Annotated in this window: 16 protein-coding genes; 8 read left to right on the top strand and 8 right to left on the bottom strand. The window is 71.4% G+C overall.

All coding sequences use genetic code 11. The features are described 5' to 3' along the window. Positions 1-34: 34 nt before the first annotated feature. Entirely contained in the window at positions 35-1,240 is a 1,206-nt protein-coding gene (locus tag CG740_RS10640; RefSeq protein WP_100574801.1) for an adenylate/guanylate cyclase domain-containing protein, read from the bottom strand. A gap of 116 nt (positions 1,241-1,356) precedes the next feature. Continuing rightward, positions 1,357-2,217, bottom strand: coding sequence for a biotin--[acetyl-CoA-carboxylase] ligase (locus tag CG740_RS10635; RefSeq protein ID WP_100574800.1), 861 nt, complete (start codon positions 2,215-2,217; stop codon positions 1,357-1,359). 150 nt (positions 2,218-2,367) lie between these two features. Between CG740_RS10635 and CG740_RS10630 the strand changes: the two genes are divergently transcribed. Together CG740_RS10630 and CG740_RS10625 are read left to right on the top strand one after the other, a co-directional pair. Then, complete coding sequence (locus tag CG740_RS10630; RefSeq protein ID WP_100574799.1) at positions 2,368-3,969, top strand: acyl-CoA carboxylase subunit beta; 1,602 nt, start codon at positions 2,368-2,370, stop codon at positions 3,967-3,969. Positions 3,970-4,005: 36 nt separating this feature from the next. Further along, positions 4,006-4,212: an acyl-CoA carboxylase epsilon subunit gene (locus tag CG740_RS10625; RefSeq protein WP_100574798.1), complete on the top strand. Its 207-nt coding sequence runs from the start codon at positions 4,006-4,008 to the stop codon at positions 4,210-4,212. Positions 4,213-4,299: 87 nt separating this feature from the next. Here CG740_RS10625 and CG740_RS10620 read toward each other — a convergent pair whose 3' ends face one another. Further along, on the bottom strand, positions 4,300-5,526 hold the full coding sequence (locus CG740_RS10620) for an SGNH/GDSL hydrolase family protein (RefSeq protein WP_100574797.1): 1,227 nt from the start codon (positions 5,524-5,526) through the stop codon (positions 4,300-4,302). A 246-nt stretch (positions 5,527-5,772) separates the two neighbouring features. Between CG740_RS10620 and mmpB the strand changes: the two genes are divergently transcribed. Together mmpB and CG740_RS10615 are read left to right on the top strand one after the other, a co-directional pair. Beyond that, positions 5,773-5,901: a morphogenic membrane protein MmpB gene (gene mmpB / locus CG740_RS41510; protein ID WP_267895398.1), complete on the top strand. Its 129-nt coding sequence runs from the start codon at positions 5,773-5,775 to the stop codon at positions 5,899-5,901. 51 nt (positions 5,902-5,952) lie between these two features. Further along, positions 5,953-6,564 carry a Maf family protein gene (locus CG740_RS10615; protein WP_100574796.1) on the top strand — a complete coding sequence of 204 codons (612 nt, stop codon included), beginning with the start codon at positions 5,953-5,955 and terminating at the stop codon, positions 6,562-6,564. 7 nt (positions 6,565-6,571) lie between these two features. Here CG740_RS10615 and CG740_RS10610 read toward each other — a convergent pair whose 3' ends face one another. Continuing rightward, complete coding sequence (locus tag CG740_RS10610; RefSeq protein WP_100574795.1) at positions 6,572-7,048, bottom strand: hypothetical protein; 477 nt, start codon at positions 7,046-7,048, stop codon at positions 6,572-6,574. A 381-nt stretch (positions 7,049-7,429) separates the two neighbouring features. On the opposite strand from CG740_RS10610, the gene CG740_RS10605 reads away from it, so the two are divergent. Further along, positions 7,430-9,184 carry an acetyl/propionyl/methylcrotonyl-CoA carboxylase subunit alpha gene (locus CG740_RS10605; protein ID WP_100574794.1) on the top strand — a complete coding sequence of 585 codons (1,755 nt, stop codon included), beginning with the start codon at positions 7,430-7,432 and terminating at the stop codon, positions 9,182-9,184. Positions 9,185-9,243: 59 nt separating this feature from the next. On the opposite strand, the gene CG740_RS10600 is transcribed toward CG740_RS10605, so the two are convergent. Genes CG740_RS10600 through CG740_RS10590 form a run of 3 tightly spaced genes read right to left on the bottom strand, consistent with a single transcriptional unit; the run spans position 9,244 to position 10,518 of the window. Next, on the bottom strand, positions 9,244-9,456 hold the full coding sequence (locus CG740_RS10600; RefSeq protein ID WP_100574793.1) for a DUF397 domain-containing protein: 213 nt from the start codon (positions 9,454-9,456) through the stop codon (positions 9,244-9,246). 28 nt (positions 9,457-9,484) lie between these two features. Further along, a complete protein-coding gene (locus CG740_RS10595; RefSeq protein ID WP_100574792.1) occupies positions 9,485-9,694 on the bottom strand; it encodes a DUF397 domain-containing protein in 210 nt (69 codons plus the stop codon). Next, a complete protein-coding gene (locus CG740_RS10590) occupies positions 9,691-10,518 on the bottom strand; it encodes a helix-turn-helix domain-containing protein (RefSeq protein ID WP_100574791.1) in 828 nt (275 codons plus the stop codon). Before CG740_RS10590 ends, CG740_RS10595 begins: the two co-directional genes overlap by 4 nt. Before the next feature lie 108 nt (positions 10,519-10,626). Between CG740_RS10590 and CG740_RS10585 the strand changes: the two genes are divergently transcribed. The 3 genes from CG740_RS10585 (at position 10,627) to CG740_RS10575 (ending at position 12,529) form a co-directional block, all read left to right on the top strand. Next, complete coding sequence (locus tag CG740_RS10585; RefSeq protein WP_100574790.1) at positions 10,627-10,881, top strand: hypothetical protein; 255 nt, start codon at positions 10,627-10,629, stop codon at positions 10,879-10,881. 29 nt (positions 10,882-10,910) lie between these two features. Then, positions 10,911-11,222, top strand: a complete 312-nt coding sequence (locus CG740_RS10580; RefSeq protein WP_159030266.1) for a hypothetical protein — start codon at positions 10,911-10,913, stop codon at positions 11,220-11,222. A gap of 119 nt (positions 11,223-11,341) precedes the next feature. Further along, positions 11,342-12,529 carry a methyltransferase domain-containing protein gene (locus tag CG740_RS10575; protein ID WP_100574788.1) on the top strand — a complete coding sequence of 396 codons (1,188 nt, stop codon included), beginning with the start codon at positions 11,342-11,344 and terminating at the stop codon, positions 12,527-12,529. 77 nt (positions 12,530-12,606) lie between these two features. Here the strand turns inward: CG740_RS10575 and CG740_RS10570 are convergent, their stop codons facing one another. Next, the gene (locus CG740_RS10570) at positions 12,607-13,311 is read right to left on the bottom strand and encodes a VC0807 family protein (RefSeq protein WP_234376183.1); all 705 of its coding nucleotides are present in this window, start codon (positions 13,309-13,311) and stop codon (positions 12,607-12,609) included. Positions 13,312-13,469: the final 158 nt, after the last annotated feature.

The raw sequence follows: 13,469 nt of genomic DNA, 5'->3' as shown, positions 1-13,469 counted from the left end.
GGGGGCGATCCTAGGCCGTGCCCAGCAGGACCCACTAGGACAGGTTCTGCGTCTCGCGGCGGTGCAGGAGCCAGGGCTCGACCACACCGAGGCCGCGTACCGGGCGCTGCCACATCGGCTGGAGCGCGAAGCGGTACTTCGCGGCCGGGGCGGGCTCCTCGCCCTCCTTCTCGGCGGCGAGCGCGTCCTGGGCGGCCTGCGCCTCGGACACCGGGGCGTCGCCGGTGCGGGCCAGCTCCTCGGCGAACGCGCCGTCGACCAGGACCGCGTCCTTGGGGGCTATCGAGGTGAGCCGGCTCGCGAGGTTCACGGTGGTGCCGAACACATCGCCCATGCGGGTCGTCACGGTGCCGAACGCGATGCCCACGCGCAGCGCCGGCATCGTCTCGTCACCGGCCATCGTCTCGATGAGCCGCAGCGAGATCTCGGCGGCCGTGCCCGCGTCGTCGGCGGCGAACAGGACCTCGTCGCCCAGCGTCTTGATGAGCCGGCCGCCGTGCGCCGCGACCAGGTCGGCGGCGGTCGTCTCGAAGGCCTCGACCAGCTCGCCCAGCTCCTCCTCCTCCAGGCGCCGGGTGAGCCGGGTGAACCCGACGAGGTCGGCGAAGCCCACCGCCAGGCGGCGGTCCACCATCTCCTCGTCGTCGGCCGCCTGCACCACGCGCCCGGTCGCGGCGGCCAGCTGGCGCCGCCACACGTAGACGAGGAATTCCTGAAGCTCCGGAAGCAGCAGCTCGACCAGGGGATACGTGACCTCGGTGCGGGTCATGCCGGGCTCGGGGGGCTCGGTGAGGCCCTCCAGGAAAGAATCGATCTGCCATTCGGCCAGCCGGGCGGTGGTCTGCCCGGTGGAGCGCGCGACCTGCACCGCCATCGGCTCGCTGAGCAGCCCCGCCTCCACCAGACCGGCGAGCCGCCGCAGGGCCAGCACGTCGGCCTCGGTCAGCGCCTTGGCCTGCCCGATGTCGGCGAACCCCATGGCCCGCCAGAACCGGGACGCCAGCTCCATCGAGACGCCCGCGGTACGGGCCGCCTGGAACGGCGTGTAGCGCCGGTCGGCACCCAGGATGAGCTGCTCCAGGCGGATGGCGAGCGGGTCGTCGGTCGGCTCGGCGGTGTGGTCGACGGCGTGGTGCGGCGTCGGGTACGCGGAGGACGCGGGTTGTGCGGGGGTGCCGGAGCCGCCGGGGCCGCTGCCGGTGCCGTCATCCGCACCGGACCGTGTCTCGTCGACGGTCACCGGCCGCCTCCTGCCCGTTGCCTGCGCACTGCCCTGCCGATCTGTCGCTGGATCGGGCTCAACGATACGGCAGGTGTGCCGTAGCTCACGTCCCGGGAGCGTGTCCTCGGCCGGGCTTACGGTGCGTCCGGGCGCAGGTGGACGATGTCGCCCGCCGCCACCGGGCGCTGCACGCCCTCCTCGGTGGCGAGAACAAGTCGGCCGTCCCCGTCCACGGCCACCGCCTCGCCCCGTACCGACTGCCCGCCCGGCAGCTCCGCACGCACCGTGCGGCCCAGCGTCGCGCAGGCCGCCGCGTAGGCCTCCTGGAGGCCGGAGGCGGCCGGGTCGCCGCCTGCCGCGCGCCAGTTTCCGTACGCCCCCTCCAGGGAGCGCAGGACCGCGCGCAGCAGGGTGTCGCGGTCGGTGGAGACGGCGCCCGCGAGCGCGAGCGAGCCCGCGCCGGGCACCGGGAGCTCCTCGGCGCGCAGGGTCACGTTCAGGCCGATGCCGACGACGACGCCGTCCGCCCCGGCGCGCTCCGCCAGGATGCCGCCCGCCTTGCGCTCCTCGCCCGCCACGGTGAGCAGCAGGTCGTTGGGCCATTTCAGCGCGGTGTCGACACCGGCTGCCCGCTCGATCCCCTTCGCCACCGCGACCCCGGTGAGCAGCGGCAGCCACCCCCACCGCTCGACCGGCACCGACGCCCCCGGCTTCAGCAGGACCGAGAAGAACAGCCCGGAGCGGGCCGGTGCCGACCAGCGGCGGTCCAGCCGCCCGCGCCCCGCGGTCTGCTCCTCGGCCACCAGGACCGCGCCCTCGTCGAGCCCGTCCGCCTTGGCGGCGAGGTCGGAGTTGGTGGAGCCGGTCGCGGTGACCACGTCGAGCGAGGTCCACAGCGCCTCGGGCCGCAGCAGGGCGCGGCGCAGCGCGGTGGCGTTCAGGGGCGGCCGGTCGAGGTCGGACCAGCGGCTGTCGGAAGCGTCCGGGGGTGTCATGCAGCCAGGTTAGGCCGCAATTGCAAGGCGCCCCGGGTGTGGCAAACGCCGCACTGCCGAACCGTATCGGCGCCACTACCCTACGAGTCAGTAGCCAGCCTACGAGTCAGCAGCCAGCCACCCCGTGACCAGGCAGGGAGCCGCATCCCGATGTCCGAGCCGGAAAACGCCCAGAGCGACGCCACCGTCGACATCCACACCACCGCCGGAAAGCTGGCGGATCTTCAGCGCCGCATCGACGAGGCGACCCACGCCGGCTCCGCGCGTGCGATCGAGAAGCAGCACGCCAAGGGCAAGTTGACGGCCCGTGAACGGGTCGAACTGCTCCTGGACGAGGGCTCGTTCGTCGAGCTGGACGAGTTCGCCCGGCACCGCTCGACCAACTTCGGCATCGAGAAGAACCGCCCCTACGGCGACGGCGTGGTCACCGGTTACGGGACCGTCGACGGCCGTCCGGTGTGCGTCTACTCGCAGGACTTCACCATTTTCGGCGGCTCGCTCGGCGAGGTGTACGGCGAGAAGATCGTGAAGGTCATGGACTTCGCGATGAAGACCGGCTGCCCGGTCATCGGCATCAACGACGGCGGCGGCGCCCGCATCCAGGAGGGCGTGGTCGCGCTCGGCCTGTTCGCCGAGATCTTCCGCCGCAACGTGCACGCCTCGGGCGTCGTCCCGCAGATCTCGCTGATCGTCGGTCCGTGCGCGGGCGGTGCGGTGTACTCCCCCGCGATCACCGACTTCACGGTGATGGTCGACCAGACCTCGCACATGTTCATCACCGGCCCCGACGTCATCAAGACCGTCACCGGCGAGGACGTCGGCTTCGAGGAGCTGGGCGGCGCCCGCACCCACAACACCACGTCGGGCGTGGCCCACCACATGGCGGGCGACGAGAAGGACGCCATCGAGTACGTCAAGTCCCTGCTGTCGTACCTGCCGTCGAACAACCTGAGCGAGCCCCCGGCCTTCCCCGAGGAGGCCGATCTGGAGACTTCGGACGAGGACCGCGAGCTCGACGCGCTCATCCCGGACTCCGCGAACCAGCCGTACGACATGCACACGGCCATCGAACACGTCCTGGACGACGGGGAGTTCCTGGAAACGCAGGCCCTGTTCGCGCCGAACATCATCACGGGCTTCGGCCGCGTGGAGGGCTTCCCGGTCGGCATCGTCGCCAACCAGCCGATGCAGTTCGCCGGCTGTCTCGACATCAACGCCTCCGAGAAGGCCGCGCGCTTCGTGCGCACCTGCGACGCCTTCAACGTGCCGGTGCTGACCTTCGTGGACGTGCCGGGCTTCCTGCCGGGCGTGGACCAGGAGTACGGCGGCATCATCCGGCGCGGCGCCAAGCTGATCTACGCCTACGCCGAGGCGACGGTCCCGCTGATCACCGTCATCACGCGCAAGGCGTTCGGCGGTGCGTACGACGTCATGGGCTCCAAGCACCTGGGCGCCGACCTCAACCTGGCCTGGCCGACCGCGCAGATCGCGGTGATGGGCGCGCAGGGCGCGGTCAACATCCTGCACCGGCGCACGATCGCGGCCGCGGAGGATCAGGAGGCGACCCGCACCGAGCTGATCGCGGACTACGAGGACACCCTGCTCAACCCGTACATCGCGGCCGAGCGCGGCTATGTGGACGCGGTGATCATGCCGTCGGAGACCCGGGCCCACATCGTGAAGGGCCTGCGTCAGCTGCGCACGAAGCGGGAATCCCTTCCTCCGAAGAAGCACGGCAACATCCCGCTCTAGCCCGCACCCCCAGCCCGCACTCTGCAAGGAGCCGCTGTGATCAAGGTCGTACGGGGCAATCCGACCCCGGAGGAGCTGGCCGCCGCACTCGCGGTGGTCCAGGCGCGCGCCGCGGCGACGGCTTCGGCCGCGCCCGGTGCGCCGCAGCCGCCCGAGGGCTGGTCCGACCCGGCGCGCATAGCGCGGCGCGCCCTGCCGAGGCCCGGGGCGCGCACCTGGGCCCGGACGTACTGGCCCGCGTAGGCGCCACCCGGAGCGACGGCCGGACCCTCCAGCGAGGGGCCCGGCCGTCTTCGTGCGTACGCCGCACCGCACGTTCGCCCGTACGCCTCACAGCACCTCGGCCAGGACCTGCGCCATGACCCGGTAGCCCGCGTCGTTGGGGTGCAGGGCGTCGCCCGAGTCGTAGGCGGGGGCGAGCCGGTCGGGGTCGGACTTCGCGGCGAGTGCCTTGTCGAAGTCGACGACCGCGTCGAACGCTCCGGAGGTGCGGATCCAGTCGTTGACCTCGTCGCTGACCCGCGCCGCGTGCTCGCCCCAGTGGTCGGAGCCCTTGAGCGGGAGCAGCGTGGCACCGACGGCCGCCAGGCCCCTGTCGTGCGCCTGGCGAATCAACTCCCGGTATCCCGCGATGAGTTCGGCGCTGGAGACCACGGGTGCGGGCACATAGGTGGGCTGCGGGACCGGCCCCTTCCTGGCCTCGCTGAACCCGATGTCGTTGAGGCCCGCCAGGACGACGACGGTCGAGACGCCCGGCTGGTCGAGCACATCGCGCCGGAAGCGCGCGGTGGCCCGCTCGCCGTACCAGGCCGAGTCGTTGAGGACGAGGTTGCCGCCGATGCCCGCGTTGACGACGGGCCGGCCGGTGCGCTCGGCCAGCGCGTCGGAGTAGCGGCGGTCGGCACCCGGCGTGGAGCCGAAACCGTCCGTGATGGAGTCCCCGAACAGGACGATGCCGTCGCTCCGGACCCGGCCGCCCACCTCGACGCCGGAGAGGTAGTACCAGGACTGGCTGGACGCGCCGAAGGCCGCGGCCGAGGGGTCCGCCCGGTGGTCGCCCTCGGCCCGGTAGGTGTCCGTGAAGCCCTGCGCGTGGAAGGTGGCGGGGCCGGTCGTGCCGGCGAAGTAGAGCGTGACGGTCACCGGGTCGAGCCGGTCGAGGGCGAGCGCGGCGGCGTCGCTGCGCAGCTCGCCGTGGGCCGGGACGCTCACGGACCGGTGGCCGCCGAAGGTCAACTCCCTTACGGCGTCCGGCTGTACGGCCGCGCCTTCGCCGGTCCGCGCGACGGTCGCGCCGGTGACGACGAGCGGCGAGGTGCCGTAGGCGTTGGAGAGCCGGATGCGGATCCGGTCGCCACCCTGAGTGACACGGACGACCTGGCGGACGCTCTGGTGCGAGAAGCCCTCCTGCGACCAGTTGGGGGTGAAGCCGGTGGCGGGCAGCTGCGGCGAGGCGGCCCAGGCGGAACCCCACGTTCCGGCCCGCGCGGTGGACGGCTGCGCCGCTCCGGCGAGCACCGCGAGGGTGGCGGCGCCGACGACCAGTGGCTTGTGCATGGCGATCTCCCCTGTTCACGGCCACCTCGCAAACCCTAATGGTACGCTGGTGCCGTTAGTAGGGACAGTAGCAGCCGGAAGTACGTAACGGAACTCAAGCCCCATTTACGGGAGGGGCGGATGTGGCGGATGGGGTTCCGGGTGAACCGGAGGTGAAGCAAGGGTCAGCAAAGGGTCAATGGGCACCAGGCGGCTTGAGTACGCGTACTCAGGCGCGACAACGGCCTTGGCCGCACCATCGGTTACATGCTGTGGTCAGACCCGAAGAACGAGCCGCCGAAGGAACTGCGCGACGCCCAGGCGATGATGCGCCGGGCCGGCCTGTTCCTCGCCCTCGCCATGGTGGTGGCGATGATCGTGGTCGGCATCCGCTGACCGCCCGGGGAGGCTTCACCCAGGGCCCGCGCGCGGTGCGCGGCACCTACGATGGCGCCCATGACTGCTCAGCGCCGCCTCGTCCTCGCCTCCCAATCCCCCGCCCGCCTCGGGCTGCTCCGCCAGGCGGGGCTCGCGCCCGAGGTCATCGTCAGCGGCGTCGACGAAGACGCCCTGAGCGCGCCGAGCCCCGCCGAACTCGCCCTGGTGCTCGCCGAGGCGAAGGCGGACGCGGTGGCGGCCCGGCCCGAGGCCGCCGGTGCGCTGATCATCGGCTGCGACTCGGTACTCGAACTGGACGGCCAGGCCCTCGGCAAGCCCGCCGACGCCGAGGACGCCACCGCCCGCTGGAAGTCGATGCGCGGCCGCTCGGGCGTGCTCCAGACCGGGCACTGCGTGATCGACACGGCGACGGGCGGGCGGGCCTCGAAGACCGCGTCGACGGTCGTGCGCTTCGGCGAGCCCAGCGACGAGGAGATCGCGGCGTACGTGGCGAGCGGTGAACCCCTTTACGTGGCGGGGGCGTTCACGCTCGACGGCCGCTCGGCGCCCTTCGTCGACTCGATCGAGGGCAGCCACGGAAACGTCATCGGGCTCAGCCTGCCTCTGCTGCGCACGCTCCTCGGCGAGCTGGGCGTGTCGATCACCGACCTCTGGGTGTAGCGGAACCTCAGGCCGCCGCCGGCGCCCCGCTGGGGGCTCCGGGCGGTCCGTCCTCGGGCCCGGGCTCGACCTCCGGCGCGGGGCGCTCCCTGGCGTACGCCACGAGCACGAAGACGAGCAGCGCGAGCACGACCATCAGGACGGCGAAGGCCTGCCAGCCGACCAGGCCCACGGTGAACGCGCCGAGCACCGCGTGCACCACCGCGCAGACGATCAGCGTGATGCGGGCGAAGCGGCCCAGCGTGCGGTCGCGGATGCCGATGACCAGCAGCAGGATTCCGCACAGGACGAGGAAGAGCCCGAACAGGCCGCCCGCGATCCACGCACCCACGGAGATCGCGTGCGGATCCACCCCGGCCATGGACATGTGCTGGTTGCGGGCGACCAGGCCGAGCACCCAGTTGACCAGCACGACACCGCACGCCTCGGCGAAGAGCACGAGCGCGGCCACGATGGCGATCAGTCGGCGCAGCACGCCCGACACCCCCTGTTACCCCTAGTACGACTGTGGCGCGCACGCTACTAACCAGTAATGATTCGTACAAGGGTCCGCACAACAACGATGATCCGTCGAGACCCGACGCGCCTCGCCCCTCGAAGGCCCGGCCGCAAAGAATCATTCGGCCATTCGTAGGGACTCCACAAAGAAACCCGGCGCCGTGCTGGCCCCCGGGACAGAGACCTTGCCCACACCACACCGCTACTGTGCGGTACGGAAGCCCGGCGTACCGTGGTGCGACAAGGGATTTCGCGACTTGAGCGTGCCTCGGATCACACTCCGTGTGGGCAAGCTCACCATTGGGGACGGGTCGTAAGCCAGTGTGCGGCTTCCCTAAACTCAGCTTGTTTCAAGGAGGGAGCCATCGTGCGCAAGGTGCTCATCGCCAACCGAGGCGAAATCGCTGTCCGCGTTGCCCGGGCCTGCCGGGACGCCGGGATCGCGAGCGTAGCCGTCTACGCCGATCCGGACCGGGATGCGTTGCATGTCCGGGCCGCGGACGAGGCATTCGCCCTGGGCGGTGACACCCCGGCGACCAGTTATCTGGACATCGCCAAGGTGCTCGCGGCAGCGGCCGACTCCGGAGCGGACGCGGTCCACCCGGGCTACGGATTCCTCTCCGAGAACGCCGAGTTCGCCCAGGCGGTGCTCGACGCCGGCCTGACCTGGATCGGCCCGCCCCCGCAGGCCATCCGCGACCTCGGCGACAAGGTGGCGGCCCGGCACATCGCGCAGCGCGCCGGCGCCCCGCTGGTCGCCGGTACGCCGGACCCGGTCTCGGGCTCGGACGAGGTCGTCGCGTTCGCCAAGGAACACGGCCTGCCCATCGCCATCAAGGCGGCCTTCGGCGGCGGCGGCCGCGGCCTCAAGGTCGCCCGCACCCTCGAAGAGGTCCCCGAGCTCTACGACTCGGCCGTCCGCGAGGCCGTCGCAGCCTTCGGCCGCGGCGAGTGCTTCGTCGAGCGCTACCTCGACAAGCCCCGTCACGTCGAGACCCAGTGCCTCGCCGACACCCACGGCAACGTGGTCGTCGTCTCCACCCGTGACTGCTCGCTCCAGCGCCGCCACCAGAAGCTGGTCGAGGAAGCCCCCGCCCCGTTCCTGAGCGAGGCGCAGAACGCCGAGCTGTACGCCGCCTCGAAGGCGATCCTGCGCGAGGCCGGCTACGTCGGCGCGGGCACCGTCGAGTTCCTCGTCGGCGCCGACGGCACGATCTCCTTCCTTGAGGTCAACACCCGCCTCCAGGTCGAGCACCCGGTCACCGAAGAGGTCACCGGCATCGACCTGGTCCGCGAGATGTTCCGCATCGCCGACGGCGAGGAACTGGGCTACGACGACCCGGTCATGCGCGGCCACTCCTTCGAGTTCCGCATCAACGGCGAGGACCCGGGCCGCGGCTTCCTGCCGGCCCCCGGCACCGTCACCGTGTTCGCGCCGCCGTCCGGCCCGGGCGTCCGCCTGGACGCCGGCGTCGAGTCCGGCTCGGTCATCGGCCCCGCCTGGGACTCGCTGCTCGCCAAGCTCATCGTCACCGGCGCCACCCGCGAGCAGGCCCTCCAGCGTGCCTCGCGCGCCCTGGCCGAGTTCAACGTCGAGGGGATGGCCACCGCGATTCCCTTCCACCGCGCGGTAGTTGTCGACCCCGCGTTCACGGCCGACCCGTTCACCATCCACACCCGGTGGATCGAGACCGAGTTCGTCAACGAGATCCCGGCGTTCACGGCCACCGCCGACGCGGACACGGACGAGGAGCCGGGCCGCGAGACGGTCGTCGTCGAGGTCGGCGGCAAGCGCCTTGAGGTCTCCCTGCCGTCCTCGCTCGGCATGACCCTGGCCCGCACCGCCGCGGCCGGCGGCGCCAAGCCCAAGCGCCGCGCCGCCAAGAAGGCCGGCTCCGCCGCCTCCGGCGACACCCTCGCCTCGCCCATGCAGGGCACGATCGTCAAGGTCGCGGTCGAGGAGGGCCAGGAGGTCAAGGAGGGCGACCTCATCGTGGTCCTGGAAGCCATGAAGATGGAGCAGCCCCTGAACGCCCACCGCGCCGGCACGGTCAAGAGCCTCGCGGCGGAGGTCGGCGCGTCCGTCTCCTCCGGCGCGGCGATCTGCGAGATCAAGGACTGAGCCCCTTGACGCGAGGAGCCCCGGTCGCCAACGCGGCCGGGGCTCCTGCGTGTTGAGCGTCAGACGGTACGGAACGCTCCGGCCTTGACCCCGGCGACGAACGCGACGAACGCGCCCGCGGGGAGGTCGAGCGCGGGGCCGGTCCGGTCCTTGGAGTCCCGGACCGGGACGGTGCCGCGTGGGGTTGCGAGGTTTGCGCCGACCTCGACGCACTGGCCGCCGTTGCTGCTGTAGGAGGACGTGAACCAACGGGGGGTTTCGTCGGTCTTCACGGGCTGCCCTTCCGGAGCTATCAGGGTGTCAGATGCCGCGCAAATTACCCGACTTGACGCCCTCGATGAAGGCGGAGAACGCGCCAGCGGGGAGGTCGAGGATCGGACCGCCCTGATCCTTGGAGTCCCGGACCGGGACGGTGCCGCGCGAGGCGACGAGATTTGCGGCGACCTCGACGCACTGGCCGCCGTTGTCGCTGTACGAGGACGTGAACCAACGGGGGGTTTCGGTCGTCACGGGCTGCCCTTTCGTAACTGACTGATCATGGCCACGGAGGCTGCCTGGGTGAGCACCTCGGCCTGCAACTGATGGTAGGCCGTCAGCATCGGTAGCACGAACGTGCTTTCGCGCTCCAGATGGCCCCGTTGCGCCGATTCGGCGTAGGACATCAGCTTCCGGTCGGGCAGCGTCAGCACGGTTATCGGCAGGTTGAACGGGCGCCGCTCCCCCATGCTGAACTCCGCGACCTGGAGAACCGTGTTCGGCAGGTCGGCAAACTCCTCCAGGCGCTCGAACTGCGCAGCCATGAGAGCGTGTTCACCGATTGGGCGACGGAGGCAGCTCTCGTCCAGCACGACCAAAACCAACGGCGGCGGCGTCCGGACCAAGCTGGCCTGCCTCTTCGCGACGAGTGCCACCCGCTCGTCCGCCTGATCCGGCGTGATCGCCCCTCGCTTGACGGCGCTCCGGGCGAGGACGGTCGCGTACTCGGGGGTCTGGAGCAGGCCGGGAATGACGCCGACCTCGTACAGCCGGATCTCCGCCGCCCGGGCCTCGTGCGCAACGAACTCAGGGAAGCCCTCCAGCAAGGTGTTGTGCCGGGCAGCCTGCCCCTGCCTCTGAAGCCGGTCCCCCGTGCCAAAGGCACGATCCGCACTGTTCGCGAAGCGGGTAGTTGGAGGTCGGCGACCAGTTTCGACGGCGGAAATGTGCGTCCCCGAGTACCCGATGCGCTCGGCCAGGTCGTCCTGCGTCCACCCGCGCTCGTCGCGCAGCGTGCGCAACCGGTCTCCGAAGGCCGCACCCAGCGAACTTTCCGGATCCAGTTCTTTGCGATTCATCGGCGCTCACCCAACTCCCCGTGCAAATAGCGCAAGTTGAAGGCAGCCCCACTCTAAGTCACGCTCAATGCACTTGGTAGCGGAATGGCTACAGAGAGGAGCGCTACCGTGTGCACGCAGAACGATTCGCCCCACGAACAGCAACCCACCCCCACCCCCGGCACGTTGATGGTGGACACCGGTCGGGCGGACCGGGTCGGAGAGTTCCGTGGGGTCGCCGGGCCCTACTGGTCGCTGCGGCCCATGACCGGCGGCACCGAGTGGGAGGCGGAGCCCGCCAGGGTCCGTCCCCCGACCCCCGCCGAGCGACTCGGCGCCGAGAACGCGCGGTGCAATGCCCGGAGCCGGGGGGACGTGCCGTGAGGGAGGGCGGGGTCGAGTACCGGTGCAGCGTGCGGGCCGAGCTCCGCATCGAGGGGTACGGCACCGCGATGCTGATCAACTCCTACGGCACCCCCTCGGCCGTGCTCGCCGCGTCGTGGCTGAGAGCTCAAGCCGCTTGGTGTGTAGGGCAGTTGGGGAGTGAGGATCCGTCGGGCAGGCAACTCGCGGCATGGCTGCGCGACGACGCCACGCAGTGGGAGCTGTTCGCGGCGCTGATGGCAGGAGAGAGCGTCCCCGTACGGGTCGGCCGGGGCGGAACCACCGTATTGCTGCACGCGGGAAGTCATTCGCTTGCGACAGTGAAGGAGAACGGACAGTGAAGCTCACAATGACCGGCGGCGGGGACAAGCTTCCCGGCCAGCCCTACCCGGGGCCGCATCAGCCGCCGAGCCCCGATGGCGGGCCCAGCGTCCCGAACCCGCCGAAGGCCGCCTAGCCGATGACCGACGCACACCAGGACCGCCCCGGCCGTACCGAGCTGGGGCGCGTCCTCATGTCCGCGGGGGTGCTCACCAGCGACTGGGCTCCCGCGTTCGCCGCCGTTCCGCGCGCGGCCTTCCTGCCGGACCTAATCTGGCCGTTCGACATGGCGTCGGGGCAGAGCGTTCCCGTCTCCCGGACGCGGGAGCCGGAGCTCTGGCACGCGTACGCCGACGCCGACGTACCCGTCGTCACGCAGTGGGACGACGGCGCCCACTCCGGTACGCACCCCGGGGACGTCTCGACCAGTTCCGCGTCCATGCCGAGCGTCGTGTTCTCCATGCTCCGGGACCTGGACGTGCGGCCGGGGCACCGCGTCCTGGAGATCGGCACCGGTACGGGATGGAACGCCGCGCTGCTCGCGCATCGGCTGGGGGACGGCCAAGTCGTCTCCGTGGAGGTGGACGCGGCGGTGGCGGCCGGTGCGCGGGAGGCGCTGGCGCGCTTCGGGGCCCAGCCCCAAGTCGTGTGCGGAGATGGCTACTTGGGGCATCCCGTGAGCGATGTTCCGTACGACCGTGTCATCGCCACGTGCGGGCTGCGGTCCGTCCCGTTCGCGTGGGTGGAACAGTGCCGGCCCGGTGGGCTGATCGTCGCGCCCTGGGGGACGCACTTCACGCACGGGGACGCGGTTGCGCGGCTGGTCATCGCGGAGGACGGGCGGAGCGCGTCGGGCCGTTTCACGGGCCCGGTGGAGTTCATGAAGCTCCGCGAGCAGCGGCGGCCTGCCTTCGCCCATGGCGACTACGTTCCGGACGGCGTGGGTGAGGGCGACGAGACGTCCACGGGGGTCAGCGAAGGGGAACTGCTGGGCGGGCGCTTCGATCCCCGGGTCTTCGCGCTCGGGCTGCGCGTGCCCGACTGCGCGCTCGTGGTCGCCGAGAAGCGGGCGGGGGCCCGGCCGGTGTGGTTCTACGGGCTGGGCGACCGGTCGTGGGCCTGCGTCCAGTTCCGGGATGCGGGCCGGGCCCGGGTCTGGCAGGCGGGGCCGAGGCGGCTCTGGGACGAGGTGCGGGGCGCGCTCGCGTGGTGGGAGGCGGCGGGGCGGCCCGGGTTCGACCGGTTCGGCCTGAGCGTGCGCGGCTCGGGGGAAGTGGTGTGGCTGGACGCGCCGGACCGGGTCGTGCGCAGCGCCCCGCGCCCTTAGCGGGCTCGGGGCGGGGGCCGGGGAATGGGCTGCGCGTTGGATCCCCGCCCCGGACGACTGGCGCGGGCTCACCGGCGTCAGGCCGCGCTGTGCTCCGGCGCGGCGGCCCGGGGCTCGGAGTGCTCCTTCTTCATCGAGCGGACGGTCCACAGGACAAGCCCGCCCACGAAGGCGACCATGAGCAGCTGCGACACGTTGGAGGCGACCTTGATCGGGAGCAGGTAGACGGCGGCGATCCGCAGCGAGGCGTCGATCAGGAGCGTGGTGCCCCAGACCAGGGTGACGCGGCGCCAGCGGGCCCGCATGGTGGCCGTGTCCGCCATGGCGTCGAACTCGGCCGCCTGCCGCGTCCCGGCCTGGCGGGCGAATCGCTGCGCGGCGTAGTAGGCGAGGGGGCGGCCGACGGCGCAGCTGCCGACGAGCACCAGGCCGGCCACGGCGGACTGGGCGGAGTCCTTGGCGAGGATGAACCTGGCTCCGCCGCTGGTGAAGCTCAGTGCCAGGCTCGCGCCGAACAGGACGAGCAGGAACAGCGCGAACGGGTCGACCCGGCGCTGGCGGACCGCCACCCAGAGCATGCGCGCGCCGGCGACGAGAGTGCCGGCGAGCAGTGCGACGTAGGTGCTCGCTCCGAGCAGTTCGGCGGCGAAGTACGCCATGACCGAAAGACCGATGTCGTAGAAGAGGGTGGCGACCATCGCATGCTTCACGGCACGGGACCGCGTGGCGCGGGTGCTGATGTCGTCGCCGTGGCCTGCGGGGCTCGACGGGTGTGAGGACATGGGGACCCCCTGGTGCGAAGGGAAGAAGGGAAGGGAGGAAGTCGACGTTCAGGACCATCTGCGGAAAACGTTAGGGCGGCACCTGTCGCCTGTCCTGAGACGTCGGGGGGAGTTCCGGGTGGAGATTGCTCCTCCACCCGACTCCACCCGGTTCCCGC

The sequence above is a fragment of the Streptomyces sp. CB01201 genome, assembly GCF_002803085.1.
GTDB lineage: Bacteria > Actinomycetota > Actinomycetes > Streptomycetales > Streptomycetaceae > Streptomyces > Streptomyces hundungensis.
Note: the sequence above shows the minus strand (reverse complement) of the source record. Positions and strands in the feature narration are given on the sequence as shown.

Bases quoted from the DNA above. Each gene is read 5' to 3' on its own strand.
- CG740_RS10635 (WP_100574800.1), bottom strand. From the start codon at position 2,217: ATGACACCCCCGGACGCTTCCGACAGCCGCTGGTCCGACCTCGACCGG.
- CG740_RS10630 (WP_100574799.1), top strand. From the start codon at position 2,368: ATGTCCGAGCCGGAAAACGCCCAGAGCGACGCCACCGTCGACATCCAC.
- CG740_RS10620 (WP_100574797.1), bottom strand. From the start codon at position 5,526: ATGCACAAGCCACTGGTCGTCGGCGCCGCCACCCTCGCGGTGCTCGCC.
- mmpB (WP_267895398.1), top strand. From the start codon at position 5,773: ATGCTGTGGTCAGACCCGAAGAACGAGCCGCCGAAGGAACTGCGCGAC.
- CG740_RS10615 (WP_100574796.1), top strand. From the start codon at position 5,953: ATGGCGCCCATGACTGCTCAGCGCCGCCTCGTCCTCGCCTCCCAATCC.
- CG740_RS10590 (WP_100574791.1), bottom strand. From the start codon at position 10,518: ATGAATCGCAAAGAACTGGATCCGGAAAGTTCGCTGGGTGCGGCCTTC.
- CG740_RS10575 (WP_100574788.1), top strand. From the start codon at position 11,342: ATGACCGACGCACACCAGGACCGCCCCGGCCGTACCGAGCTGGGGCGC.
- CG740_RS10570 (WP_234376183.1), bottom strand. From the start codon at position 13,311: ATGTCCTCACACCCGTCGAGCCCCGCAGGCCACGGCGACGACATCAGC.